This is a genomic window from Kitasatospora sp. DSM 101779, from assembly GCF_025655475.1.
Classification (GTDB): domain Bacteria; phylum Actinomycetota; class Actinomycetes; order Streptomycetales; family Streptomycetaceae; genus Kitasatospora.
In genome coordinates this window covers 5471344-5495585 of the sequence record NZ_JAHTIK010000001.1, presented here as the reverse complement: position 1 = coordinate 5495585, position 24242 = coordinate 5471344, and the positions used below count along the sequence as shown (strand labels likewise).

The 24242-nt window shown below is 71.9% G+C and carries 21 protein-coding genes and 1 riboswitch; of the genes, 7 read left to right on the top strand and 14 right to left on the bottom strand.

All coding sequences use genetic code 11. The features are described from left to right. Positions 1-157: 157 nt before the first annotated feature. Positions 158-320: riboswitch (cyclic di-AMP (ydaO/yuaA leader) on the bottom strand. A 350-nt stretch (positions 321-670) separates the two neighbouring features. Then, positions 671-1486 carry a DUF6348 family protein gene (locus KSNIM_RS24980; protein ID WP_263105377.1) on the top strand — a complete coding sequence of 272 codons (816 nt, stop codon included), beginning with the start codon at positions 671-673 and terminating at the stop codon, positions 1484-1486. A 194-nt stretch (positions 1487-1680) separates the two neighbouring features. Here the strand turns inward: KSNIM_RS24980 and KSNIM_RS24975 are convergent, their stop codons facing one another. Together KSNIM_RS24975 and KSNIM_RS24970 are read right to left on the bottom strand one after the other, a co-directional pair. Further along, complete coding sequence (locus KSNIM_RS24975) at positions 1681-1875, bottom strand: hypothetical protein (protein WP_030270493.1); 195 nt, start codon at positions 1873-1875, stop codon at positions 1681-1683. Between the two features lie 437 nt (positions 1876-2312). Further along, complete coding sequence (locus KSNIM_RS24970) at positions 2313-3530, bottom strand: PP2C family protein-serine/threonine phosphatase (RefSeq protein ID WP_411543771.1); 1218 nt, start codon at positions 3528-3530, stop codon at positions 2313-2315. Positions 3531-3745: 215 nt separating this feature from the next. On the opposite strand from KSNIM_RS24970, the gene KSNIM_RS24965 reads away from it, so the two are divergent. Then, positions 3746-5005: a GNAT family N-acetyltransferase gene (locus KSNIM_RS24965; RefSeq protein ID WP_263105376.1), complete on the top strand. Its 1260-nt coding sequence runs from the start codon at positions 3746-3748 to the stop codon at positions 5003-5005. Positions 5006-5039: 34 nt separating this feature from the next. Here KSNIM_RS24965 and KSNIM_RS24960 read toward each other — a convergent pair whose 3' ends face one another. Further along, entirely contained in the window at positions 5040-5525 is a 486-nt protein-coding gene (locus KSNIM_RS24960) for a ribose-5-phosphate isomerase (RefSeq protein ID WP_030270489.1), read from the bottom strand. 68 nt (positions 5526-5593) lie between these two features. Beyond that, entirely contained in the window at positions 5594-6211 is a 618-nt protein-coding gene (locus KSNIM_RS24955; RefSeq protein WP_263105375.1) for a biotin transporter BioY, read from the bottom strand. Positions 6212-6518: 307 nt separating this feature from the next. On the opposite strand from KSNIM_RS24955, the gene KSNIM_RS24950 reads away from it, so the two are divergent. Next, a complete protein-coding gene (locus tag KSNIM_RS24950) occupies positions 6519-7922 on the top strand; it encodes an amino acid permease (RefSeq protein WP_411543770.1) in 1404 nt (467 codons plus the stop codon). Between the two features lie 76 nt (positions 7923-7998). Here the strand turns inward: KSNIM_RS24950 and KSNIM_RS24945 are convergent, their stop codons facing one another. Further along, positions 7999-8667 (bottom strand): DsbA family protein, encoded by a 669-nt coding sequence (locus tag KSNIM_RS24945; RefSeq protein WP_263105374.1) that lies wholly within the window; start codon positions 8665-8667, stop codon positions 7999-8001. A gap of 172 nt (positions 8668-8839) precedes the next feature. Between KSNIM_RS24945 and pepN the strand changes: the two genes are divergently transcribed. Continuing rightward, positions 8840-11404, top strand: coding sequence for an aminopeptidase N (gene pepN, locus KSNIM_RS24940; protein ID WP_263105373.1), 2565 nt, complete (start codon positions 8840-8842; stop codon positions 11402-11404). Positions 11405-11424: 20 nt separating this feature from the next. Here the strand turns inward: pepN and KSNIM_RS24935 are convergent, their stop codons facing one another. The 8 genes from KSNIM_RS24935 to KSNIM_RS24900 all read right to left on the bottom strand — a co-directional run bounded on the left by KSNIM_RS24935 (position 11425) and on the right by KSNIM_RS24900 (position 21422). Then, positions 11425-12363 (bottom strand): carbohydrate ABC transporter permease, encoded by a 939-nt coding sequence (locus KSNIM_RS24935; RefSeq protein WP_263105372.1) that lies wholly within the window; start codon positions 12361-12363, stop codon positions 11425-11427. 14 nt (positions 12364-12377) lie between these two features. Continuing rightward, positions 12378-13310 (bottom strand): carbohydrate ABC transporter permease, encoded by a 933-nt coding sequence (locus tag KSNIM_RS24930; RefSeq protein ID WP_263108101.1) that lies wholly within the window; start codon positions 13308-13310, stop codon positions 12378-12380. 80 nt (positions 13311-13390) lie between these two features. Next, positions 13391-14800 (bottom strand): N-acetylglucosamine/diacetylchitobiose ABC transporter substrate-binding protein, encoded by a 1410-nt coding sequence (gene ngcE / locus KSNIM_RS24925; RefSeq protein WP_263105371.1) that lies wholly within the window; start codon positions 14798-14800, stop codon positions 13391-13393. 488 nt (positions 14801-15288) lie between these two features. Continuing rightward, positions 15289-16599: a glycoside hydrolase family 18 protein gene (locus tag KSNIM_RS24920; RefSeq protein ID WP_263105370.1), complete on the bottom strand. Its 1311-nt coding sequence runs from the start codon at positions 16597-16599 to the stop codon at positions 15289-15291. Between the two features lie 143 nt (positions 16600-16742). After that, the gene (locus KSNIM_RS24915; RefSeq protein ID WP_263105369.1) at positions 16743-17102 is read right to left on the bottom strand and encodes a hypothetical protein; all 360 of its coding nucleotides are present in this window, start codon (positions 17100-17102) and stop codon (positions 16743-16745) included. Positions 17103-17446: 344 nt separating this feature from the next. Continuing rightward, positions 17447-20092 carry an aconitate hydratase AcnA gene (gene acnA / locus KSNIM_RS24910; protein WP_263105368.1) on the bottom strand — a complete coding sequence of 882 codons (2646 nt, stop codon included), beginning with the start codon at positions 20090-20092 and terminating at the stop codon, positions 17447-17449. Positions 20093-20295: 203 nt separating this feature from the next. Then, positions 20296-20442, bottom strand: coding sequence for a hypothetical protein (locus KSNIM_RS24905; protein ID WP_263105367.1), 147 nt, complete (start codon positions 20440-20442; stop codon positions 20296-20298). Beyond that, a complete protein-coding gene (locus KSNIM_RS24900) occupies positions 20439-21422 on the bottom strand; it encodes a hypothetical protein (RefSeq protein WP_263105366.1) in 984 nt (327 codons plus the stop codon). Before KSNIM_RS24900 ends, KSNIM_RS24905 begins: the two co-directional genes overlap by 4 nt. A gap of 53 nt (positions 21423-21475) precedes the next feature. Between KSNIM_RS24900 and KSNIM_RS24895 the strand changes: the two genes are divergently transcribed. The 3 genes from KSNIM_RS24895 (at position 21476) to KSNIM_RS24885 (ending at position 23135) form a co-directional block, all read left to right on the top strand. Continuing rightward, a complete protein-coding gene (locus tag KSNIM_RS24895; RefSeq protein WP_263105365.1) occupies positions 21476-21871 on the top strand; it encodes a hypothetical protein in 396 nt (131 codons plus the stop codon). A gap of 155 nt (positions 21872-22026) precedes the next feature. Beyond that, positions 22027-22503, top strand: coding sequence for a type II toxin-antitoxin system VapC family toxin (locus KSNIM_RS24890; protein WP_263105364.1), 477 nt, complete (start codon positions 22027-22029; stop codon positions 22501-22503). A 101-nt stretch (positions 22504-22604) separates the two neighbouring features. Beyond that, positions 22605-23135 (top strand): superoxide dismutase family protein, encoded by a 531-nt coding sequence (locus KSNIM_RS24885; RefSeq protein ID WP_263105363.1) that lies wholly within the window; start codon positions 22605-22607, stop codon positions 23133-23135. A 32-nt stretch (positions 23136-23167) separates the two neighbouring features. Here the strand turns inward: KSNIM_RS24885 and argF are convergent, their stop codons facing one another. After that, entirely contained in the window at positions 23168-24169 is a 1002-nt protein-coding gene (gene argF / locus KSNIM_RS24880; protein ID WP_263105362.1) for an ornithine carbamoyltransferase, read from the bottom strand. Positions 24170-24242 lie beyond the last annotated feature (73 nt).

The following is a 24242-nucleotide window of genomic DNA, read 5'->3' as shown; positions in this document are numbered from 1 at the left end:
GGCGCGGCGGCCGGGGCGACGGCGGCCGGAGCGGCAGCCGGGGCGGCGTGGGCGCTCGCGGCGGAGGCGGCGGTGACGGGGATGGCGATGGCGGCGGCGGCCACACCGGTGGCGACGGCGACGCGGGACAGACGGGTGCCCAGAACGGACATGCGGGTGTTCCTCTCCGACGCCTGCGAGGTGAGCTGTCGGGTTCGGGCGGGGAGTTCGCCCGGTCGCGAAAGTGACGCGACTTCACCCCAAGCCGTCCCGGATCACCGGGTGCGGCACTTACCTTGGGTCCCCCGCTCCTGCCGTGCACGGAAGGGTGCGTGACCCCGGACGGCGGCAGGACTCGGCGTTCCGCCCGGTGGCCCGCCCAGCCGGTGCGGCCGGGCAGGCTCCGAGGAAAACCGATGGGCCCCTCCCGAGGCAAGCTCCCCGTCCCGGGAGGCCCCCGGGAGCCGTCCCGGGGGTGACGCTCCGCCCGCCACCGGTGGGCGGAGCGCAGTCGCCGCAGTGACCGTACGTGTCCGGATCATCAGCGGTCAGGCAAATCGGACACCCCCCGTGGCGGCCCGCTCGCGGCCCGGCACGGATCATGGCCCGCCCGGTGACGCTGGTCACCCGGGGGGCCGATAGCCTCGCTCCCGATCGGTGTTCGACCCCTTTTCGAGCGAGGAGCCCCCGGGTGCGCGCGCAGTCCCGACTGGACGTGATCCAGCGCAGCGTCGTCCGGGAGATGGCCCGGTTCGGTCAGCGGTTCACGGTCGAGGGCAGTGTGGTCCGCGGGCCCGGGACGACGGCCGTGGCGGTCCGCGAGCACCCGGGCGAGGGCGGCGGCAGCGGACACGTGGACCTCGGTTTCGCCTTCGACGTCGGCCGCGCGGACGGCCCGGTGGTGTGGGACTGCACGGCGGGCCTCGGCCGCACGGAGGAGGAGCGGCTGGAGAGCGCGGTGCGGATGTGGGCGACCACCACCGCGGCGGCCGTGGTGGAGCTGCAGGAGGGCCGTGGGACGCACGGCGACCACGTCCGCCCGGCGCTGCTGCCGGGCTGGCAGGCCGTGCAGGGGCCGGCCGCCGTCTTCGGCTTCGACAGCGAACGGCTGTCGGAGTGGCTGGCCGGCCACCAGTTGCTGCCGGAGCTCGCAGGTGCGCTGGCGCCGGAGCTGTCGTCCGGGTGTGCGGAGCCCGCCGTGACGGGCGTGAAGCTGTTCCTCGGCGGCCGGGCGGGCGAGGACGTCGCCGAGGTCCGGGTCAACGGCGAGGTCTCCGAGCCCGCTTCGGCGGCGCTGCGCGCGCTCGGCTGGCCGCGCGGCGAACGGCTCTGCTGGGCGCGGCTGTTCGTCCTGCTGGTGCCGGAGGGACGGCCTGCCGGGGAGCTTCCGCCGGCAGCGGTCGGCGCGGCCGGGGACGCCGGCGTCACCGGGCCCGCTGTGGTCGCCTCGCCCGCCGCGCGGCTCGGGGTGCTGGCCCGGTGGCGGCGGGCCCGGGCCGGACGGTAGGACCGGGCGGCTCGGGACGAAGACGCCCGACCAGAAGGCAGCCCTACCGAAAGGCAGCCCTACCGAAAGGCAGCCCTACCGAAAGGCAGCCCTACCGAAAGGCAGCCCTACCGAAAGGCAGCCCTACCGAAAGGCAGCCCGCGGCCCGCCCGCTGCGCGGGGTCAGCCCGCGGGGGGATCGGTCCGCGGGGCCGTCAGCTCGCGACGGAGGAGATGGTCTTCGCCAGCTGGTTGAGGAAGTCCTGGATCGGCCGGGCCGCCGTGGACTGGCTCACCATGAAGCCGAAGAGCGCCGCGATGATGGCGTGGCTGGTCTTCAGCTGCTTGTTGCGGATGAAGATGACGACGATGACGCCGAACAGGAACAGCGCGGAGACGGAGAAGGCCACCCTGACTCACTTCCTCAATCTGTGGCAGGGGTTCGTGCTGGAACCCCGTGTCGGAACCGGACCGCGGCCTGCGCCGACCGTCCCTGGCACGAGTCGACCGATCCCACCGCCGTGGAGGCGTCCGCGGCGCCGGTGACGCCTGCTGTCTGCCGCACCTCTCGCCCCCCGTCCCCCGAGCATCGACCAGCCCACCCGGACTCAGTGTGGTCGTTCGTGCTGCCTGCGTAAAGGACTAGCCGGGAGCCCGGAGCGAAGATCCTGCCATGTGAGACGAATTTCCGCCGACCGAGACGATAGTCGATGTCTTCTGACGAACCGTCGGCGGGGGCGGGGTGGAACGCGCCACAATGGCCAATCGGCAGGCCCGCGGCCCGTGATCCACCGGGTGAAGGGGTTGTCGGGATTGGCCGAAGATCACTCCCGGGGGTTGACAGGCATTACTGGCGCCACACCAGCAGCACGGCGCGGTCGTCGTTGACGTCCTTGGCGACCGATTCGATGAGGCGTCCGGCGGCACCGCGGAAGCCGTTGACGACGAGTCGGTCGGCCTCGCCCATCAGCCGGTCCATGCCCTCGGCGAGGTCGCGGCCGGGGATCTCGACCATGCCGTCGGTGCACAGCATCAGCACGTCCCCGCAGTCGAGCCGGCCGCGCAGGCCCTCGAACTTGGCGCCGTCGTAGATGCCGAGCAGCGGCCCCTCCTCGGACTCCTTGGCCTCCCAGACGCCGGTACCGCCGTGCCGCTGCATGCCGGGCAGGTGGCCGGCGGAGAGCAGTTCGTACTGGCCGGTGTCGAGGTCGAGCACCAGGTGGACGGCGGTGGCGAAGCCCTCCTCCCATTCCTGGCGGAGCAGGTAGCCGTTGGCGGCGGGCAGGAAGTCGTGCGCGGGCAGCGAGCCGAGCAGGCCGCCGAAGGCGCCGGAGAGCAGCAGCGCGCGGCTGCCGGCGTCCATGCCCTTGCCGGAGACGTCGGCGAGGACGACCTCCAGGGTGCGGCCGCCGGGACCGGTGCGGGCGGCGACCACGAAGTCGCCGGAGAAGGACTGGCCGCCGGCGGGGCGCAGCGCCATGTCCGCGGACCAGCCGTCGGGCAGCCGGGGCAGCTGGCTCTGCACCCGGAGCCGTTCGCGGAGGTCGAAGAGCATGGTGCCGCCGCCGCGCCAGGGCACGCCGACCCGGCTGCGGAACTGGGCGAGCAGCAGGCCGGCGACACCGACCGCACCGACGACCAGGGCGGCGCCGGGGGTGACGCCGTAGACGTAGGCGTCGGGGTTGTCGCTGGCGACGCGCTCGCCGGTGTGGATGAGCGACTCGGTGGACAGGCCGACCGCGGCGGCGGCGTACAGCAGGACGAGGGTGCCGGGGCGCAGCAGCAGGGAGCCGGCGAGGACGGGGAGCACCAGGGAGGTGGGCGGCACCCAGGCCGGGATCCAGATGTTGAGGACGACGAGCAGCGGGACGGCGGCCAGGAAGAGGGCGAAGGCGAGCCAGTCGGGGGCGGCGCCGCGGAAGTAGTCGACGCCGGTTCGGCGCATGGTGCGGCGGGCCCGGCGGAGCCTCGTGCGCAACCGGGCCGTCACGGGCTCCCTGGCCGCGCGTGCGGTGGGGCCCGTCGCAGTCGTCCGGGGCGGGGTGCCCTGCGTGCTGCCAGCCATGGGGTCCGACCTTATCCACGGTTACGGGTCGGCGTCGACGCCTGCGCCGGGGCTGCGCGGGCGCCCGGGTGCTCTGCGGCGGGTTTCGGCCGGGTGGTGGGAGTGCGCCGTCGTTCGCGCTCCGGGGGCGCGCGGCGGCGTTCGGGCGCCGGGCGGTGACGGCCCGGCGGTAAGTCGGTCGCACACGGCCGGCACCGGGTGCGAGGGTGGGCGGTATGACGACAGGTGACGCCGGTGCGCTGACGGTCCGTCCGCTCGCCGCGGAGGAGTGGGACGGCTGGTACCGCCGGCTGGAGATCGCCTTCGGCGGCGAGGAGGAAGCGGCCGAGGAGCGCGCGCTGTACCGGTCGCTGACCGAGGTCGGGCGCTCCCTGGTGATCTGCGACGGCGAGGAACCGGTCGGCGGAGGAGGGGCGTTCAGCTTCCGGATGGCCGTGCCCGGCGGGGCGGTCCTGCCGGTGGCGGGCGTCACCATGGTCGGCGTCCTGCCCACCCACCGCCGTCGCGGCGGGCTGACGGCGCTGATGCGGCGGCTGCTGGACGACGTGCGGGCCGCGCGCGAGCCGCTGGCGGCGCTGACGGCCTCGGAGCCGGGAATCTACGGCCGGTTCGGGTTCGGGCGGGCGACCTGGCGGATGGCGGTGACGGTGCCCTGCCATCGGGTGTCGCTGCCGGTGCCGGACGACCCGGCGCTGCGGTTGCGGCTGGCCGACCCGGTGGAGGCCTCGCCGGCCTGCGAGGAGCTGTACGCCGCGCTGGTGCCGCTGCGCCCGGGCCGGCTGGAGCGCCGCCCCGGCTGGGAGCGGCATCCGCTGCTGGACGTGCCGTCCTCGCGGGACGGCTTCTCGCCGCGGCAGTGCGTGCTCGCCGAGGACGCCGAGAGCGGCCGGCTGCTCGGCTACGCCCGCTACTCGGTGAAGGTGGACTGGTCGGCGGCGGACAACGCGGTGGGCCGGGTGAAGGTGCGGGACGTCGAGGCGCTGACGCCTGCGGTGTACGCGCGGCTGTGGCGGTACCTGCTCGACATGGACCTGGTGGACACGGTGGCGGCCGGGAACCTGCCGGTGGACGATCCGCTGCTGCACCTGGTGTCGGACGTGCGCCGGCTGGAGCCGCGGCTGAGCGACGCACTGCACCTGCGGGTGGTGGACGTGGGTGCGGCGCTGGAGTCGCGGGGCTACGCGCAGCCGCTGGACGTGGTGCTGGAGGTGGCGGACGGCTTCTGTCCGTGGAACGCGGGCCGCTGGCGGCTGCGCAGTGCCGGTCCGGGTCGGGCGACGAGCTGTGTCCGTACCGGGGCTCCGGCCGATCTGGTGCTGGACGTCCGGGAGTTGGGGTCCGCCTATCTCGGCGGGGAGACGCTGGCGGCGCTGGCCCGGGCCGGCCTGGTCACCGAGCTGCGGGAGGGGGCGCTGGCGCAGGCCTCGCGGGCCTTCGCCTCGGACGTGGCGCCCTGGTTGCCGCACGGGTTCTGACGGCCCGTGCGGCCCAGGTGGGTCGGAGGGTCGGTCAGCCCTGGGGGTGGTGGGCCGGGATCGGCGGGAGTTCGCCGGTGGTCTCGTACTCGCTCAGCATCTCGATCCGGCGGGTGTGCCGGGCCTCGCCGCTGTACGGGGTGTTGAGGAAGATCTCGACGAACTTGGTGGCCTCGTCGAGGGTGTGCATGCGGCCGCCGACGGAGATGACGTTGGCGTTGTTGTGCTCGCGGCCGAGGGCGGCGGTCTGCTCGCTCCAGGCGAGTGCGGCGCGGACGCCCTTGACCTTGTTGGCGGCGATCGCCTCGCCGTTGCCGGAGCCGCCGATCACGACGCCGAGGGCCTCGGGGTCGGCGGCGGTGCGCTCGGCGGCGCGGAGGCAGAACGGCGGGTAGTCGTCCTCGGCGTCGTAGATGTGCGGGCCGCAGTCGACCGGCTCGTGGCCGGCCCCCTTCAGCCACTCGACGAGGTGGTTCTTCAGTTCGTATCCGGCATGGTCGGAGCCCAGGTACACGCGCATGACCATGAGTGTGGCATGCGCGTGCACCGGGCTGCGGGAGGGGGCGGGCGCGCGCCGGTCCGCCCCGGTCAGCGGGTGCGGCCGAGGAGCTTCCAGGCGAGCGGCAGGGCGCCCATGGCGAGGACGGCCTTGAGGGCGTCGCCCACCAGGTAGGGGTAGAGGCCGAGGTCGGCCGCCTCGGCGAGCGGGACGTGCAGGGCGGCGGCCAGGTAGGGCACGCCGACGGCGTAGATCGCGAGGTTGCCGAGGACCATGGCGCCGGCGGTGCGCAGCGGGCTGCGGTCGGCGCCGCGGCGGGCGAGCGCGCCGGTGAGGCCGGCGGCGAGGACGAAGCCGAGGACGTAGCCGAGGCTGGGCATCGTCCAGCCGGAGGTGCCGTCGGCGAACCAGGGCAGGCCCGCCATGCCCGCCAGCAGGTAGAGGCCGAGGGAGGCGACGCCGCGGCGGGCGCCGAGGGCGGTGCCGACGAGCAGGGCGGCGAAGGTCTGGCCGGTGACCGGGACGGGCGAGCCGGGCACCGGGACGGACAGTTGGGCGGCGAGGCCGGTGAGGGCGGCGCCGCCGGCGACGAGGGCGAGTTCGCGCACCTGGCCGCCGAGGCGGGTGGTGGCGCGGGGCAGCAGGTCGGCAAGGACGGGGGTGCCGGGGGTGCCGGGGGTGCCGGTGATCGGCGCGGCAGTGGCCATCGGAGGGCTCCGCTTCTGCTCGGCGGTCGGATTCGATCGGTGACCGGTGATCAGTGAACAGTTGTGAACCTACGCTCCGGTACGCGTACCGACGGCCGCCGTCTCCGACAAAGCGTCAGGCCCGGCCTTTGTGGGGTCCCGCCTGCGGCACTCCCGCCGCGTCCCGGTGCCACCGTGAGATGTCCGGCACGCAGCGTCACCACAGTGTCCGAATTGCGGTCTCTCGCCGCGATTTCTTGGCGTGTCCATCCGGCCTGCCGAATAGTGGACAACTCGTTCCGATATCCGACGAACTCTGGATGCGCCGATGACGACCACCCCCACGCCCACCCTGGAGCGGCAGGCCACCGAGCCCGCCGCCGAGGGCACGCTGGCCGCGGGCCTCAAGCCTCGCCATCTGTCCATGATCGCGCTCGGCGGCGTGATCGGTGCCGGCCTCTTCGTCGGCTCCGGCGCCGGCATCGCGGCCGCCGGCCCGGCGATCATCCTGGCGTTCGCCGTCTCGGGCATCCTCGTCATGCTGGTGATGCGGATGCTCGGCGAGATGTCCGCCGCCCGTCCGGCCAGCGGCTCCTTCTCGGTGCACGCCGAGCGGGAGATCGGGCCGTGGGCCGGTCTGACCGTCGGCTGGATGTTCTGGACGCTGCTGTGCGTCGGTGTCGCGGCCGAGGCGATCGGCGCCTCGCACGTGATGCAGGGCTGGTTCCCGGGTGTGCCGCTGTGGGTGTGGGTGGCCGTCTTCATGGCCTTCTTCTGCGCCAGCAACCTGGCGGCGGTGAAGAACTTCGGCGAGTTCGAGTTCTGGTTCGCCGCGATCAAGGTCACCGCGATCGCCGCGTTCCTGGTGATCGGCGTCCTGGCCATCGCCGGCGTGCTGCCCGGCACCGACTCCCCCGGCACCGCCAACCTGACCGGCCACGGCGGCTTCCTGCCCCACGGCACCACCGGCCTGGTCACCGGCCTGCTGGCCTCCGTCTTCGCGTACGGCGGCCTGGAGACCGTGACCATCGCCGCCGCGGAGTCCAAGGACCCCCGGCGCAGCGTGGCGGGCGCGGTGCGCACCGCGATGTGGCGGATCGGGCTGTTCTACGTCGGCTCGATGGTCGTGATCGTCACCCTGGTCCCGTGGAACGACTCCTCGATCCTCAGCCCCGGCCCGTACGTGGCGGTGCTGAACAGCCTGGGCATCCCGGGCGCCGGCCAGGTCATGAACGTCGTCGTGCTGATCGCCCTGCTGTCCGCGATGAACGCCAACATCTACGGCTCCTCCCGGATGGCGTACTCGCTGGTGCAGCGCGGCCAGGGCCCGAAGGCGCTGGCGAAGATCGGCGGCGGGGTGCCGCGCCGGGCCGTGCTGGCCTCCTCCGGCTTCGGCTTCCTGGCGGTGCTGCTGAGCTACTGGTGGCCGGACACCGTCTTCACCTGGCTGCTGAACATGGTCGGCGCCTCGGTGCTGGTGGTCTGGGCGTTCATCGCGGTGGCCCAGCTGCGGATGCGGCGGCGGCTGGAGCGTGAGGCGCCGGAGCAGCTGTCGGTGCGGATGTGGGCCTTCCCGTACCTGACCTGGGTGGCGCTGGTCGGCATCCTGGGCGTGCTGGCGCTGATGCTGCTGGACGACAGCAACCGGATCCAGCTGTACTTCACCGGCGGTCTGGCGGTCGCGCTGGCCGTGGCCGGCTGGATGAAGCAGAAGCGGGCCGTGACGGCCTAGGACACGGGTACGACGGAGGGGCGCGGGTAACCCGCGCCCCTCCGTCGTACCCCTCTGGCGTCCCCCGCCGGGGTCCTTACTCGAAGGACGGGCCGGCGGTGCGAGTGCGCTTGATCTCGTAGAAGCCGGGGGTGGCGGCGACGAGCAGGGTGCCGTCCCAGAGGCGGGCGGCGGCCTCGCCGCGCGGGGTGGGGGTGACCACCGGGCCGAAGAAGGCGATCCGGTCGCCGTCCGGGCCGTCGACGGCGATCACCGGGGTGCCGACGTCCTCGCCGACCAGCGAGATGCCCTCGCGGTGGGAGGCGCGCAGCGCCTCGTCGTAGGCGTCGGTGTCGGCGGCGTCGGCGAGCTCGACCGGCAGGCCGGCCGCCTCGAGCGCGGCCTCGATGGTGGCCCGCTCGTTCGGCAGGCCCTGGTTGTGGAAGCGCAGGCCGAGCTCGGTGTAGAGCGGGCCGAGCACCTTGTCGCCGTGCGCCTGGGCGGCGGCGATGAGCACGCGCACCGGTCCCCAGCCCTTGGCGAGCAGCTCCTTGTACTTCTCGGGCAGCTCGTCGCGGCCCTCGTTCAGCACGGACAGGCTCATCACGTGCCAGCGGGTGTCCACCGGGCGCAGCTGCTCGACCTCCAGCATCCAGCGGGAGGTCATCCAGGCCCAGGGGCAGATCGGGTCGAACCAGAAGTCGGCGATCTTGCGGGAATCGGCAGTCGTCACGGACGGCGTCCTTCGGTCGGCGTTCGGGTGCATGGGTGTACCCCGCGGTGCCAACCGTGCGACGGCCCGGTTGATTCCGTGCGCACCACCCGGTGCTGTGCCCGGGCCGCGCGGGGCGCGCGTGAAAGGATGCCCCCGGCCGGGCCCACCGGCGCGGCCGTGCAGATTTCCTCACACCGTGCGATCCGGACAAAGGAGTACCGCCGTGCCGGGCAAGAACCTGAGCCGCGAAGAAGCCCAGCAGCGGGCCGAGTTGATCCAGGTGGAGGGATACCGCGTCGCGCTGGACGTCTCCTCCGCGGCCGACCCGGCGGTCGACGTCTTCCGCTCCACCACGACCATCGCCTTCAGCTGCTCCGCGCCGGGCGCGGACACCTTCGTGGACCTGCTGGCGCCGGCCGTCCGCTCGGTGGTGCTGAACGGCCGCTCGCTGGACCCGGCCGAGGTGTTCGACGGCGCCCGGGTGGCGGTGCCGGGTCTGGCCGAGCAGAACGAGCTGGTGGTCGAGGCGGACTGCGCGTACAGCCGCACCGGCGAGGGCCTGCACCGGTTCGTCGACCCGGCGGACGGCGAGACCTACCTGTACACGCACTTCGAGCCGGCCGACGCCCGCCGGGTGTTCGCGAACTTCGAGCAGCCGGACCTGAAGGCCCCGTTCTCCTTCACCGTGACCGCCCCGGCGGCCTGGGACGTGTACGCGAACGCGGTGCACGAGGAGGTCACCGCGGACGGCAGCGGCACCCGGACGTGGCGCTTCGCCCCGACGAAGCCGATCTCCACCTACCTGACGGCGGTGGTGGCCGGCCCGTACCACGTGGCCCGCGACCACTACGGCCGTACCCTGCCGGACGGCACCCGGCTGGAGATCCCGCTCGCCGCGACCTGCCGCCGCTCGCTGGCGCCGTACTTCGACTCGGACGAGATCTTCACCGTCACCAAGCAGGGCCTGGACTTCTTCCACGACGAGTTCGACTACCCGTACCCCTTCGGCAAGTACGACCAGTGCTTCGTCCCGGAGTACAACATCGGTGCGATGGAGAACCCGGGCTGCGTGACGTTCCGTGAGGAGTTCGTCTTCCGCTCGAAGGTCACCGAGGCCGCGTACGAGGGCCGGGCCAATGTGGTGCTGCACGAGATGGCCCACATGTGGTTCGGCGACCTGGTCACCATGAAGTGGTGGGACGACCTGTGGCTGAAGGAGTCCTTCGCGGACTTCATGGGCTCGTTCTCGCAGGTCGAGGCGACCCGCTACCGGGCAGTGTGGATCACCTTCGCGAACCGCCGCAAGGCGTGGGCGTACCGGCAGGACCAGTTCCCGACCACCCACCCGATCACCGCGGACATCCGGGACCTGGAGGACGCCAAGCTCAACTTCGACGGCATCACTTACGCCAAGGGCGCCTCGGTGCTCAAGCAGCTGGTGGCGTACGTCGGCCGTGAGCCCTTCCTGGCGGGCGCCCGGGCCTACTTCAAGCGGCACGCCTACGGCAACACCGTGCTCACCGACCTGCTGGACGCGCTGGAGGAGACCAGCGGCCGCGACCTGACCGCCTGGTCGGCCGCGTGGCTGCAGACCTCCGGGGTCAACACCCTCACCCCGCAGCTCACCGTGGACGCCGACGGCCGGATCACCGAGCTCGCCGTCGTCCAGGACGGCGGTGTCCTGCGCCCGCACCGGGTCGCCGTCGGCCTGTACGACCGGGACGAGACCGGGACGCTGGTGCGTACCGCGCGGATCGAGCTGGACGTGACCGGCGGCCGGACGGTGGTCGCCGACGCCGTCGGGCTGCAGCGACCGGCCCTGGTGCTGGTCAACGACGACGACCTGACGTACTGCAAGGTCCGCTTCGACGAGGGGTCGCTGGCGACGCTGCGCGCCGCCCTCGGCGACGTCCGGGACGACCTGGCCCGGGCGCTCGCCTGGTCCGCGGTGTGGAACCTGACCCGGGACGGTCTGATGCCGGCCCGCGATTACGTGGCGCTGGTGCTGGACTTCGCCGGCCGGGAGTCGGAGATCGGGGTGCTGCAGTCGCTCCACCTGCAGGCGCAGACCGCGCTCGACCTGTACGCCGACCCCGAGTGGCGCGAGGAGGGCGGCCGGCTGCTCGCCGAGTGCGCCGTCCGGGAGCTGCGTGCGGCCGCGCCGGGCAGCGACCACCAGCTGGCCTGGGCGCGGTTCACCGCTGCCGTGGCGCACGGGCCGGAGCAGCTGCGGCTGGTCCGCGGCCTGTTGGAGGGCACCGCCCGGATCGACGGGCTGGACGTCGACCAGGAACTGCGGTGGTCGCTCTGGCTGGCGCTGGCCGCCGCCGGCGCGGCGACCGGCGAGGAGATGGAGCGGGAGCTGCAGCGGGACAACACCGCGAGCGGCCGGCGCCAGCTCACCCAGTGCCTCGCCGCGCTGCCCACGCCCGGTGCCAAGGCCGCCGCCTGGGCGGCCGTCGTGGACTCGGACGAGCTGCCGAACGCCCTGGTCGAGGCCCAGATCGCGGGCTTCGCGCAGGCCGGTCAGCGGGAGCTGACGGCGGCGTACACCGAGCCGTACTTCGCGATGCTGGAGGACGTCTGGAAGCAGCGCTCGATCGAGATCGCGATGCGGATCGTCGGCGGCTTCTTCCCGAAGTACCAGACCGAGCAGAAGACCCTGGACGCGGCGGACGCCTGGCTGTCGGAGCACGAGGACGCCGCGCCGGCGCTGCGGCGTCTGGTGATCGAGTGCCGTGACGACCTGGCACGGGCCCTGCGGGCGCAGGCCTGCGACCGGGGCTGACGGAAGGCCGACGGGTCCTGCTACTTGAGGGTGGCCGAGGTGAGGCCGGCCTGGACCTGGCGCTGGAAGGAGAGATAGACCACCAGCACGGGCAGCATGGCGATCGTCATGCCGGCGAACAGGGCCGGGGCGTCGCTCTTGTAGCCGGACTGGAAGGCGAGGTTGACCAGGCCCTGGGCGAGCACCGAGTGGTCGGCCTCGCCGGCCGTGGTCGGCTGCATCAGGGTCACCGGCAGGATGTACTGGTTCCACTGGCCGAGCACGTTGAAGATGCCCACGCTGATCAGGCCGGGCTTGGCCATCGGCACCATGATCTGGAAGAACGCCCGGGTGTGCGAGCAGCCGTCCAGCATGGCCGCCTCGTGCACGGCGGTCGGCAGGGTCCGGAAGAACGAGTACATGAAGAAGACGGTGAACGGCAGCGAGAACGCCACGTACACCAGGATCAGGCCGAGGTAGCTGTTCAGGCCGAGCAGCGGGGTGATCTCGCCCAGGTTGCGGACCATGAAGAACAGCGGGACGAGGGCCAGGTACACCGGGAACATCGCGCCGGCGACGAACAGGTAGTAGATGACCTTGTTGCCCCGGAACTCGTAGCGGGCCAGCACGTAGGCGGCCATCGAGCCGAGCAGCATCGTCAGCGTCAGCGATCCGGCCAGGACGATCAGGGTGTTGACGAAGAATCCGCCGATGCCCTTCTCCCAGGCGCGGCCGAAGGCGTCGAACTTGAAGGCGTCGGGCCAGCTCCAGGCGGAGCCGTTGATCTGGGCGTCCGTCTTGAAGGAGCCGAGGACGACCCAGGCCAGCGGCAGGATGATCATCACGGCCCACAGGGCGAGGAAGCCGTGCGAGAAGACGTTCAGCACGCCGCCGCCTTCGGCGAACCGCTGCGGGCGGTCGGCGGGCCGGCTGCCGCTGCGCTGGCCGGGGAGGCTCGCGGCCTTGTCGAGAGTGCTCATATCGCCGTCCCCGCTCAGTACTCGATCTTGTCGCGCTTGGTGACCCAGAGCGAGACGATGGTCAGGATCAGCGTGAAGAAGAAGATCACCACGCCCATGGCGCAGGCGTAGCCCGCCTCGCCGTTGCGCAGGAAGCTGCGCATCAGGTACGTGGAGATCAGCTCGCTGTGGTGGTCGGGGCCGCCGCCGAAGTAGGCGCCCGGGGTGATGCTGGAGACCAGGGCGAAGGCGTCCATCGCAACGATCGCCAGGTACACCCAGGCGGTCTGCACGGTCTCCCAGAGCAGCGGCAGGGTGATCCGGAAGAAGGTCTGGCCGCGCTTGGCGCCGTCCAGCAGGGCGGCCTCGTAGATGTCCTTGGGGATCGACTGCATGGCCGCGGAGAACAGCACCAGGTAGAAGCCGACGCCGGACCAGACGAGGACGGCGAGCACGCACCAGAGCACCATGTCCGGGTCGGACAGGAACTGCACCGGGTCGGTCGCCGAGGCCAAGCCGAGCTTGATCAGGACGCCGTTGGCGAGGCCGCTGCCGTCGGTGCGGTAGACGGCGCCCCACAGGACGGCGAGGATCGCGATCGACAGCACCTGCGGGAAGAAGAAGACCACCTTGTAGAAGCCGGCGCCGCGGACGCCCTGGACGCCGCCGGTGCCGGTCTTCCCGCCGACGTTGAGCATGAAGGCGAAGAAGAGCGCGATCAGTATCGTCACGATCGGCAGCAGGACCAGCAGCAGCAGGTTGTGCCACAGCGCCCCGCCGAAGACCTCGTCATCGAGGAGTCTCGTGTAGTTGTCCAGGCCGATGAAATCCATCTCCTGGCTCGCCCCGGACCAGTTGGTCAGGGAGTATCCGAAGGTCTGCGCGTACGGCCAGAGCACCAGGCCGACGTACAGCACGATCGGGAGGAAGAGGAACCCCACGATGAAGGGGTACTTGCCGTGACGCATCGCGGTCACTTCTCCTGTCCGTCAGGCGGGCGCACCGGGGGCGGTTCGGGGCCCCCGGTGCGCTGTTCGAGTCCGACCGGTCAGGCGGTCTTGTTCTTGGCGGCCGACTCCTTGGCGCGCTTGATCCACTCCGCCGGAGTGATGCGCTTGGCCATGAGCTCGCCCGAGGCGTTCTGCAGGTCCTCGTCGAACTTGGAGGCGGTGTTCGGGTACTGGAAGTTGAAGGTGTTCGTACCCGCGGCCTTCAGGGCGACGACGGTGGAGGCGGTGCCCGGCTTGAGCTGCACCTCGGGGCCGACGCCGTCCTTGAGGCAGGTGAGGCTGTTGGCGGTCTGGGCGAACTTGCCCGAGGCCTCCTTGGTCAGCATGATGCGCAGCAGCTCCAGGCCGCCGGCCACGTTCTTGGCCTTGGCCGGGACGATGAAGGGCTCGCCGGCACCGGCGCGGATCGCCTCGAAGGGCAGCTTGTCGCCGGGGAGCGACGGGATCGGCAGGAACTTCATGTCGAAGTCGGCCGGGGTGGTCGGCAGCTGCTCGTTCTCCAGCCAGGAGCCGGAGGGGATGAACGCGGCCTTGTACTGGTTCCAGGCGGTCTGCGACTCGGTGTGAGTCATGCCGTTGGTGCCGGGCAGCAGGAAGTCCTTGTCGACGACCTGGAAGAACGACTCGACGACGGTCTTCACGGCCGGGTCGTCCCAGGCGGTGGCGTCGAGGCTGTCGATCCGCTTCATGAGGTCCAGGCCGCCCTGCTTGGCGATCATGTCCATCATGACGACGTTGATGTAGTACGGGTACTTGCCCTGGTGGGCGAGCGGGGCGATGCCCTTGGCCTTGATCTTGCCGCAGAGGTCGATGAACTCGGCCCAGGTCTTCGGCGCCGTCCAGCCGTTGTCCTTGAAGAGCTTGCCGGAGTACCAGAAGCCCCAGACGGTGTAGACGTAGGACAGGTTGTAGACCTTGCCCTTGACGGTGCCGGACTCGATCGTGCCGGGCATCAGGACGTCGCGGATCTTCTTCGACGGGTCGTCGATGTACGGCGCGTCCAGCAGCGGGGCCAGGTCGGTGAGCTGGCCGGAGTCGGCGAGGACGTCGAGCTTCATCTGCTTGGCGCCCGAGTCGTCGATGACGTCCGGCGGGGAGCCGGCGTTGAAGCGCGGCTGGAGCTTGCCGGTGACGTCCTTGTCGGCCTGGTGGTTGATCTTGGCGCCGGGGTAGCTCTTGGCGTAGATCTCCTCGAACCGCTTGGCGTACTCGTTGCCGTAGCCGCCGTCGAAGATGAAGACCTCGAGGCCCTCGCCGTCCTTAACGCCGAACGGGTTCTTCGCGTCGGTCAGGTTGTAGCCCGCGGCGCCCTTGGCGCCCTTGTCGCTGCTGCCGCCGGTGCCGCCGGCACACGCGGTGAGCAGGGAGCCGCCGGTGGCAGCGAGCACGGCGATGCCGGCGGCGCGCTTGAAGATGTCCCGGCGGTTGTACTCGGTTGCAGAGCCCATGAAGTGTGCCCCTAGCCCCTCGATGTCCAAGAAGATGGTGATGCCGCGGGGTATGACGAGATGTCAATTCCCGGTCTTTCAGGCCCGCCTAGCGGCAACTGCGCCGGTCAGAGGCGTGCGGTCGATGCGCACAGGTATAGTCCACTGTTCACCCTCCGGCAATAGTCGGGCCGCTGGATGGGTCAGGTTGGGAGTCAAAGCGTTGCGGGCGGTGCAGCATGTGCAATGCGCAGGGAGCCTGCCCATTGCGGCCGCCCGACCGGTACCGAGAAGGTAGCGCGTTCTTGCGCGTTTGAACATGGAAACGCGCAGCTTCGCGCATCGACGAACCGAAATCGTGATACGTGAAGCTGCGCGTCGCCCGCGGCCGGAAGCCGACCGCCACCGCAGGACCGTTACCTGCCGGCCGTCACCTCCGGCCCGTCATGTGCAGGCCGTTATGTGCAGGCCGCCGCCCGCGGGCCCCCTACCCGCGGACGGCCCGCCCGTCACCTCCTCAGACCGGCGTCCAGGGCGGCGACCAGTGTGCCCCGGGCGTCGTCGCTGTCCAGCGACCAGGCCATCACACCACCGAGGCCGTTCGCGGCGACGTAGCGCGCCTTGCGGGTCAGCAGATCGGGTGTGTCGTACGTCCAGAACTCGGTGCCGTCGTACTTCCAGGTCGCCCCGTGCCGCCGGTCCTCGTGGACGGTGCCCGGCAGGTCCTTGATCCGGTTCCAGGGCAGGTTGCCGCCCTGCGCGAGGCCGGTGGCGCTCTGGTAGAGGCCGGCCCGGCCGCCGTCCGGCACGCCCGTCCAGCCGTAGCCGTAGAACGGCACGCCGAGCACCGCCTTGGCCGCGGGCAGGCCCTTGGCGAGGTAGTGCCGCACCACCCGGTCGGCGCTGTAGGCGGCGTTCGCCCGGGACGGGTCGGCCGGGTCCGAGTAGAGGTTGGCCTGGTGGTTGGTCGGCCCCTGGGCCTCCCAGGGCCCGTGCAGGTCGTACGTCATGAGGTTGAGCCAGTCCACCGACCCGGCGACCCTGCGGACCTCCAGCCGGTCGGCCTTCTCCTCGCCCGCCGGGACGGCGGCGGTCAGCAGGTAGTGCGCGTGCCTCTGCCGGCCGAGCGCGTCCAGCTGGCGGCGGAACTCCTGCATCAGCAGGGTGTAGTTCCGGCCGTCCTCCGGGCGGACGACGTTGCCGGGGTCACCCCCGCCGCCGGGGTACTCCCAGTCGATGTCGACGCCGTCGAAGACGCCTGCGCCCGCGCCCGCGCCGCCCTCGGCCGAGCCGAGCTGCGGCAGGTCGCCCTTGAGGTACAGGTCGATGCAGGAGGAGACGAACTTCTTGCGGGCCGCGTCGGTGGCGGCGGCGTCCGAGAAGTACCTGGACCAGGTCCAGCCGCCGAGCGAGATCACCGCGCGCAGCTGCGGGTTCTTCGCCTTGAGCTTGCGCAGCTGGTTGAAGTTGCCCTTCAGCGGCTGCTCTGCGGTGTCGGCGACGCCGTCGACCGCCTCCTCGGCGCCGACCGGGCGCTGGTAGTCGGCCCAGGCGTCGCCCACGCCGGCGGCGTTGGCCTCGAAGCAGGTGCCGTCGGCGGAGACGTTGCCGACGGCGTAGTTGAGGACGGTGAGCTTTCCGGCCTGGCCGGAGTCCTGCACCTTCCTGGCGGAGAAGCCGCCGTAGACGCCCCACTGGGTGAAGTAGCCGACCCGCTCGCCCCTGAGGCGGGGGCCGTGGTCGTGGGCCTGTGCGGCGGTGGGTGCGGCAAGTGCGGCGGCGACTGCCATCGCGAGGACTGCGGAGGTGCGTCTGGGCATGCCGTGGCCTTCTCTGAATCGGCGTCAATTGGTCTGAACCAAGCCGAGAAAGAGGTTTAGTCCACTGGGGCCGGTGCGCACAAGGGGGCGGTCACGGGCGGGCGTTGGCGCAGTGCGCCGGAGGCGGGCGACGGGAGCGGCTCTCAGAGCCGGAAGGCGAGCACCGGCAGACCGTCCCCGGACAGCCCGGCGAGGCCGGCAGGACGGCCGGTGACGGCCAGCAGCAGGGAGAGCGTCGAGCCGACCACCTCCGGGCCGTCCCCGGCGCTCCAGGAGGTGTCGGCGGCCCGCCGCAGCCCGGCGGGCCTGCGCCCGCCCCCGATCAGGACGTTGGAGCGGAGGTAGAGGTCGGCGCAGCGGGTGAGCGCCTTCGGCGGGTAGGCGCGGGTGATGCCCAGCGGGCGGCGGATGTCCTCGGCGTGCACCACCGTCTCGCCGAGCCAGGTGCCCGTCAGGCCGGGCGGGTGGCCCACCGAGTCGAGCTCAGCCTCGAAGGCCGCCACGGTGGCGGCGGGCAGGTTCTCCGACGGTCGGTACGCAAGATCTCCCGGGCCGTCATCACCTCGGACCGGAAGCCGCCCGGGCCATCTTGAGGAGGACCCCGGTGGGCTCATCCAGGCCGCCGCCATGTGCGCCGGCGTGTCGCGGACGCTCCGCCCCACGCACAGCGACTCCGCCATGCACCGCTGGTGAGGCTCCGGACGTCCGCCAGCGGGGCCCGCCGTTCGGCGTGGACGAGATCACACGTCCGATCGCGTCGCCATGCTTCCGTGCTACTACGGCGACGGCCGGGCCGCACCCCCGCGCAGGGGGTACGGCCCGGCCGCTCGTGCGCCTACTGCGGGACTCAGCCGATCAGGCTGCGCAGCACGTACTGCAGGATGCCGCCGTTGCGGTAGTAGTCCGCCTCACCGGGGGTGTCGATGCGGACGACCGCGTCGAACTCCACGTCCCCGGCCTTGACCTTGACGGTCTTCGGGGTGCGGCCCTCGTTGAGCTCGGTGACACCGGTGATGGAGAAGGTCTCCTCGCCGGTCAGGCCGAGCGTGTCGGCGGTCTGGCCCTCGGGGAACTGCAGCGGCAGGACGCCCATGCCGATCAGGTTCGAGCGGTGGATGCGCTCGTAGGACTCGGCGACGACGGCCTTCACGCCCAGCAGCGCGGTGCCCTTGGCGGCCCAGTCGCGGGACGAGCCGGAGCCGTACTCCTTGCCGGCCAGGACGACCAGCGGGATGCCGGCGGCCTGGTAGTTCTGCGAGGCGTCGTAGATGAACGACACCGGGCCGTCGGCCTGGGTGAAGTCGCGGGTGTAGCCGCCCTCGGTGCCCGGCGCGATCTGGTTGCGCAGGCGGATGTTGGCGAAGGTGCCGCGGATCATGACCTCGTGGTTGCCACGGCGCGAGCCGTAGGAGTTGAAGTCACGCTTCTCCACACCGTGCTCGGTGAGGTACTGCGCCGCCGGGGTGCCCGGCTTGATGTTGCCGGCCGGGGAGATGTGGTCGGTGGTGACCGAGTCGCCCAGCTTGGCCAGGACGCGGGCGCCGGCGATGTCGGTCACCGGGCTCGGGGTCTTGGCCATGCCCTCGAAGTACGGGGGCTTGCGGACGTAGGTGGACTCGGCGTCCCACTCGAAGGTGTTGCCGGTCGGGACGGGGAGCGACTGCCAGCGGTGGTCGCCGGCGAAGACGTCCTGGTAGCCCTTGTCGAACATGTCCTGGTCGATGGAGCTGGCGACGACGTCGGCGACCTCCTGCTCGGAGGGCCAGATGTCGGCGAGGAAGACGTCGTTGCCGTCCGCGTCCTGGCCGAGCGCGTCGCGGGTGATGTCGACGTTCATGTTGCCGGCGAGGGCGTAGGCGACCACCAGCGGCGGGGAAGCCAGGTAGTTCATCTTGACGTCGGGGTTGATCCGGCCCTCGAAGTTGCGGTTGCCGGAGAGCACCGAGACGACCGCGAGGTCGGACTCGTTGACGGCGGCCGAGACCTCCTCGGGCAGCGGGCCCGAGTTGCCGATGCAGGTGACGCAGCCGTAGCCGACCAGGTTGAAGCCCAGCTTCTCCATGTACGGGAGCAGGCCGGCCTTCTCGTAGTAGTCCATGACGACCTTGGAGCCGGGCGCCAGGGTGGTCTTGACCCAGGGCTTGACGTGCAGGCCCTTCTCCACGGCCTTCTTCGCCAGCAGGGCGGCGCCCAGCATGACGGAGGGGTTGGAGGTGTTGGTGCAGGAGGTGATCGAGGCGATCACGACCGCGCCGTTGTCGATCTCGTAGGACGAGCCGTCGGGGGCGGTGACGGCGGTCGGCTTCGAGGCCTCGGCGGAGTAGGTCGGCAGGGCCTCGGCGAACTTCTGCGCGGCCTCGGCCAGGACCACGCGGTCCTGCGGGCGCTTCGGGCCGGAGATCGACGGGACGACGGTGGAGACGTCCAGCTCCAGGTACTCGGAGTAGACCGGCTCGACCGACGGGTCGTGCCAGAGGCCCTGCTCCTTGGCGTACGCCTCGACCAGGGCGAGCTGCTGCTCGTCGCGGCCGGTGAGCTTGAGGTAGTTGATGGTCTCGGCGTCGATCGGGAAGATCGCGCAGGTCGAGCCGAACTCCGGCGACATGTTGCCGATGGTGGCGCGGTTCGCCAGCGGGATGGCGGAGACGCCCTCGCCGTAGAACTCGACGAACTTGCCGACCACACCGTGCTTGCGCAGCATCTCGGTGATGGTGAGCACCAGGTCGGTGGCGGTGGTACCGGCCGGGAGCTGGCCGTTGAGCTTGAAGCCGACCACGCGCGGGATCAGCATGGAGACCGGCTGGCCGAGCATCGCGGCCTCCGCCTCGATGCCGCCGACGCCCCAGCCGAGCACGCCGAGGCCGTTGACCATGGTGGTGTGCGAGTCGGTGCCGACGCAGGTGTCGGGGTAGGCCTGGCCGCCCCGGACCATGACGGTGCGGGCCAGGTGCTCGATGTTCACCTGGTGCACGATGCCGGTACCGGGCGGGACGACCTTGAACTCGTCGAAGGCGGTCTGGCCCCAGCGCAGGAACTGGTAGCGCTCCTTGTTGCGGCCGTACTCGATCTCGACGTTCTGGACGAAGGCGTCCGGGGTGCCGAACTTGTCGGCGATGACGGAGTGGTCGATGACCAGCTCGGCCGGGGCCAGCGGGTTGATCTTGGACGGGTCGCCGCCGAGCTCCTTCACGGCCTCGCGCATGGTGGCGAGGTCGACGACGCACGGCACACCGGTGAAGTCCTGCATGATCACGCGGGCCGGGGTGAACTGGATCTCCTCGGACGGCTCGGCCGTCGCGTCCCAGTTGCCCAGCGCGCGGATGTGGTCGGCGGTGATGTTCGCGCCGTCCTCGGTGCGGAGCAGGTTCTCCAGCAGGACCTTGAGGCTGTACGGCAGCCGCTCGGAACCCTCGACGGCGGAGAGCTTGAAGATCTCGTACGACTCGTCGCCCACCTGCAGCGAGCTGCGGGCGTCGAAGCTGTTCGCGGACACGACTGACTCCTTCTGGGTCCACTCGATGGTAAGGTAAGCCTTAGCTAAGCCCACCTCGCCGATGTGGAAGGCGTGCGGCTCTCGGCAACTATCTTGACGTCAAGATAAATGATAGTGCGAAGTTATCTCGATGTCGAGATAAACCATAGTGCATGGCTGCGTCCAAACTTCACCCGGCGATGCCCCTGCGCAACCGCAGCAGGTCAGCCCCGGCGACGCGAACGCGCGAACCACAGCAGGGCCAGCACCCCGGCCACCACCAGGGCCCCCACCACGACGATCACCAGCGGCCCGGCGGAATCCGCGGGCTCCGGCGCGATGTCCGCCAGCAGCACGGTCGTTGCGTTCACGAGAGGTCCTTTCGACGGTCGGACGGCGCCGCCGGGGCGAGCCCCGCCACCAGCAGCAGGAGAACGGGGAACTCCAGGTAGGCGTGGTAGCTCGCCACCGCCGCGTACAGCGTCTTGCCCTGCGCCCAGTCGGTGGCGAAGAGCACGGCGAGCGCCGCCCCCGCGCCGGCACCGAGCAGCCAGGCCCGGCGGCCGCGCAGCAGCGGCACCCGCCGCTCGAAGGCCGCCGAGGCGTCCGGCGCGTGCCGCGGCAGGAACCACACCCACACCACGTAGTGCATGGTCTGCAGGAAGGCGAACACCGCGACGAAGCGCAGCCCGGCCGAGGTGTGCAGCCAGGCCGGCGGCGTGTACGCGGCCGCGAGCCGCGCCACTCCCCCGTCGGCCGGGGCCAGTACGCCGTCCAGCGCCCCGAGCAGCAGCAGCGCCGGCACCAGCAGGACCCAGCCGCACTGCACCGCCAGGAACACCGCCCGGCCGCGCGGCAGACGGCGCGACCACTCCCACAGGAACACCAGCGGCACCAGGTTGTGCAGGTGCGCCAGCACCACGAAGTGGTACGCCGGGAAGGCCAGCGAGAGCGCGGCGGCGGCTCCGAGCACCAACACGGCCGCGGCCAGCGCGGCCGGACGCCCGCGCAGCACCTGCAGACCGGCCGCCGCCAGCAGCCCGTACGCGAGCAGGATCTCGGCGGCGTGCGGGAGGGGTCCGGGCGGCAGCAGCCGGCAGACCACGATCCCGGTGATCAGCACCAGCAGCAGACGGAGGAACCGCCCGGCCAGCACCTGCTCGAAGCGCCCCGAGACGTAGCGCAGTTCGAGCACGTTGTGCAGGATGCCGAAGGTCGCGAGACCGAGCACCGCCAGACCGGCGGGGGCCCGCAACGCGAACGTCAGGGCGACCGCGGCCGCCAGGACGAACCCGGCCGTCGGCAGGGCCGCGCCCGCCGTCCGCACCGCCGGTACCGCGCCCACCGCCATGCCGTCCCCTCCCCCGGCCGTGCCGCCGTCCCGCCCGTGGCACCATCACGCGCGTGCCGTATCCCCTGGCCCTCGCGCTCACCCTGCTCGTCGAAGTGCCGCTGTACACCGCGGCGCTCGGCTCGCTCGGCCGCGTCCGCCCTGCCCGGGCCGCCCTGACGGGGGCCGCGGTGAACGGTCTGACGCATCCGGTGCTCTGGTGGTCGCTCCGGCATGCCGCCGCCGGGCCCGCCGCAGCCTACTGGACGGCCTTCGCGCTCGCCGAGGTCTCGGTCTGCGTCGTCGAGGCCGTGCTGGCCGGACTCCTGACGGCGGACCGGGCCGCACCGGCGGCCGGCCCGGGCGGCCGCTCCGGCAGCGCCCGGCCGCTGCCCTGGCCGCTGCTCGGCGGGGCGGCGCTCACCGCCAACGCGAGCTCGGTCCTGGTGGGGCTGCTGGCCGCGCGCTGAACGGGACCGGACACCGACTGAACGACCGGACACCGAACGGGACCGGGCACACCACAGGTCCGCGGTCCTGCCGCGGTGCCCGGGCGGCTACCGTGGAGCCGAGCCGGCGGCACGACGGGCCGATCGGACGGAGCGACAGCCCGGGGGCAGCCGAAATGATCGTGGTGGACGCGTCCGCACTGGTGCTGGCACTGGCCGACGAGGGGGAACGCGGCCGGGCGGCACGGGCCGAACTGGCCCGGGACGACGACTGGGCCGCGCCGGACCACGTGCTGATCGAGGTGATGCAGTCGCTGCGCGGCCTCCACCTCGCCCGCGAGCTCACCGCCGAGCAGGTCGCCCGGATCGCCGACCGGCTGCCCTCCCTGTCCGTCCGGCGGTTCGACGTGACGCCCCTGCTCGGGCGGATCTGGGCGCTCAAGGACAACCTCACGCCGGACGACGCCGCCTACGTCGCCCTCGCCGAGCAGCTCGGGGCGCCCCTGGTCACCGCGGACCTGCGGCTGATGCGGGCCAGCGGACCGCGCTGCGAGATCCGCGGCATCCGCCCCGGGCCGGTCCCCGCCACGGCCGGTGGCGACGGACCTGCCACCGTCGACCGCCCGTCCGGGAACGACCGCTCGTCCGGGTGACCCGGCGGCACGGCGCCGTGCACCGGGCGCCGCGGGCCGCCACGGTGGGGTGCTGGCCCCGCCCGGCGCCCGTGCGCCGCGGCCCGTCGAGAGGTGCGCCGATGCCCGTCCCGTTCACCGCCGCGCTGCCCGCCCTCCTGCTGCTGCCCGCGCTCGGCGGGCCCGGCACAGTGGTCGAGGCGGACTTCGCGCCGGCCTCGGCCTTCGTCCCGCCGGCCGCGATCAGCCACGCCCCGGACGTCGTGCCGTACGGGGCCCACGTCCGGGTGACCGAGGCCCGCAGCGGCACCGGGACGGCCGTCACGCTGGAACTCGCCGGGGCGGCACCCGCCACCGAGCTGGCCGCCCACGTGCACACCGGCCGCTGCGAGGCGGACCCGGCCGCCTCCGGCCCGCACTACCAGGACGCCGCGGACCCGGTGCAGCCCTCCACCGACCCGGCCTACGCCAACGACCGCAACGAGGTGCGGCTCGCCCTGCGCACCGATGCGCACGGGGACGCGGCGGCGCGGACCGCGGTGCCGTGGCGCTTCCGGCCGGGCGGGGCGCGGTCGCTGGTGCTGCACACCGTGCACGCCGAGGGCGCCCGTGCCGCGGGCGCCCGGGTGGCGTGCGTGAACGTCGACTTCTGAGCACCCCGGACGGCCGGTCCGCCCGGGGGCGGTCAGCCGCCGAGGGTGGCGACCAGGACGGCCTTGATGGTGTGCAGCCGGTTCTCCGCCTGGTCGAAGACCACCGAGTGCGCCGACTCGAAGAGCTCGTCGGTGCACTCCAGCTCGGTCATGCCGGTCTCCTCGTACATCTGGCGGCCGATCTCGGTGCCGAGGTCGTGGTACGCGGGCAGGCAGTGCAGGAACTTGACGGCGGGGTTGCCGGTCAGGCGGACGGTGTCCATGGAGACCTGGTAGGGCTTCAGCAGGGCGATCCGCTCGGCCCACACCTCCTTGGGCTCTCCCATGGAGACCCAGACGTCGGTGTAGAGGAAGTCGGCGCCCGCCACGCCGTCCGCCACCGACTCGGTGACGGTGATCCGGGCGCCGGTGGTCGCGGCGAGGTCCTGGGCGGCCTTCTGTACGTCGTCGGCCGGCCAGAGCTGCCGCGGGGCCACGATCCGTACGTCCATGCCGAGCAGGGCACCGGTGACGAGCAGCGAGTTGCCCATGTTGTTGCGGGCGTCGCCGAGGTAGGCGAGGGAGACGTCGCCGAGCGGCTTGGCGCAGTGCTCGCGGACGGTGAGCACGTCCGCGAGCATCTGGGTCGGGTGCCACTCGTCGGTCAGGCCGTTCCACACCGGGACGCCGGCGTGGGCGGCCAGCTCCTCGACGATCTCCTGGCCGTGGCCGCGGTACTCGATGCCGTCGAACATCCGGCCGAGCACCCGGGCCGAGTCCCGGATGGACTCCTTGTGGCCGATCTGGGACCCCGCCGGGTCGAGGTAGGTGGTGGAGGCGCCCTGGTCGTGGGCGGCCACCTCGAAGGCGCAGCGGGTCCGGGTGGAGGTCTTCTCGAAGATCAGGGCGATGTTCTTGCCGCGCAGCCGGGGCTGCTCGGTGCCGGCGTACTTGGCGGCCTTCAGCTGGGCGGCGAGGTCCACCAGGAAGCGGAACTCCTGGGGAGTGAAGTCGAGCTCCTTGAGGAAGTGCCTGTTCCGGAGGTTGAACGCCATGCCGGGCTCCTGGGTCGTCCGATGGTGAGACGGGAAGTGTATACGACCACCGGAATTTGTATGCAGTGTCGGC

What these genes read in the sequence shown, in the direction of transcription:
- KSNIM_RS24900 (WP_263105366.1), bottom strand. Translation starts at nt 21,422, where the DNA reads ATGGCGGTGGGCGCGGTACCGGCGGTGCGGACGGCGGGCGCGGCCCTG.
- KSNIM_RS24955 (WP_263105375.1), bottom strand. Translation starts at nt 6,211, where the DNA reads ATGGCCACTGCCGCGCCGATCACCGGCACCCCCGGCACCCCCGGCACC.
- KSNIM_RS24885 (WP_263105363.1), top strand. Translation starts at nt 22,605, where the DNA reads ATGCCCGTCCCGTTCACCGCCGCGCTGCCCGCCCTCCTGCTGCTGCCC.
- KSNIM_RS24965 (WP_263105376.1), top strand. Translation starts at nt 3,746, where the DNA reads ATGACGACAGGTGACGCCGGTGCGCTGACGGTCCGTCCGCTCGCCGCG.
- ngcE (WP_263105371.1), bottom strand. Translation starts at nt 14,800, where the DNA reads ATGGGCTCTGCAACCGAGTACAACCGCCGGGACATCTTCAAGCGCGCC.
- KSNIM_RS24970 (WP_411543771.1), bottom strand. Translation starts at nt 3,530, where the DNA reads ATGGCTGGCAGCACGCAGGGCACCCCGCCCCGGACGACTGCGACGGGC.
- argF (WP_263105362.1), bottom strand. Translation starts at nt 24,169, where the DNA reads ATGGCGTTCAACCTCCGGAACAGGCACTTCCTCAAGGAGCTCGACTTC.
- KSNIM_RS24950 (WP_411543770.1), top strand. Translation starts at nt 6,519, where the DNA reads ATGACGACCACCCCCACGCCCACCCTGGAGCGGCAGGCCACCGAGCCC.
- KSNIM_RS24935 (WP_263105372.1), bottom strand. Translation starts at nt 12,363, where the DNA reads ATGAGCACTCTCGACAAGGCCGCGAGCCTCCCCGGCCAGCGCAGCGGC.
- KSNIM_RS24945 (WP_263105374.1), bottom strand. Translation starts at nt 8,667, where the DNA reads ATGCACCCGAACGCCGACCGAAGGACGCCGTCCGTGACGACTGCCGAT.
- KSNIM_RS24890 (WP_263105364.1), top strand. Translation starts at nt 22,027, where the DNA reads ATGATCGTGGTGGACGCGTCCGCACTGGTGCTGGCACTGGCCGACGAG.
- KSNIM_RS24920 (WP_263105370.1), bottom strand. Translation starts at nt 16,599, where the DNA reads ATGCCCAGACGCACCTCCGCAGTCCTCGCGATGGCAGTCGCCGCCGCA.
- KSNIM_RS24930 (WP_263108101.1), bottom strand. Translation starts at nt 13,310, where the DNA reads ATGCGTCACGGCAAGTACCCCTTCATCGTGGGGTTCCTCTTCCTCCCG.
- KSNIM_RS24960 (WP_030270489.1), bottom strand. Translation starts at nt 5,525, where the DNA reads ATGCGCGTGTACCTGGGCTCCGACCATGCCGGATACGAACTGAAGAAC.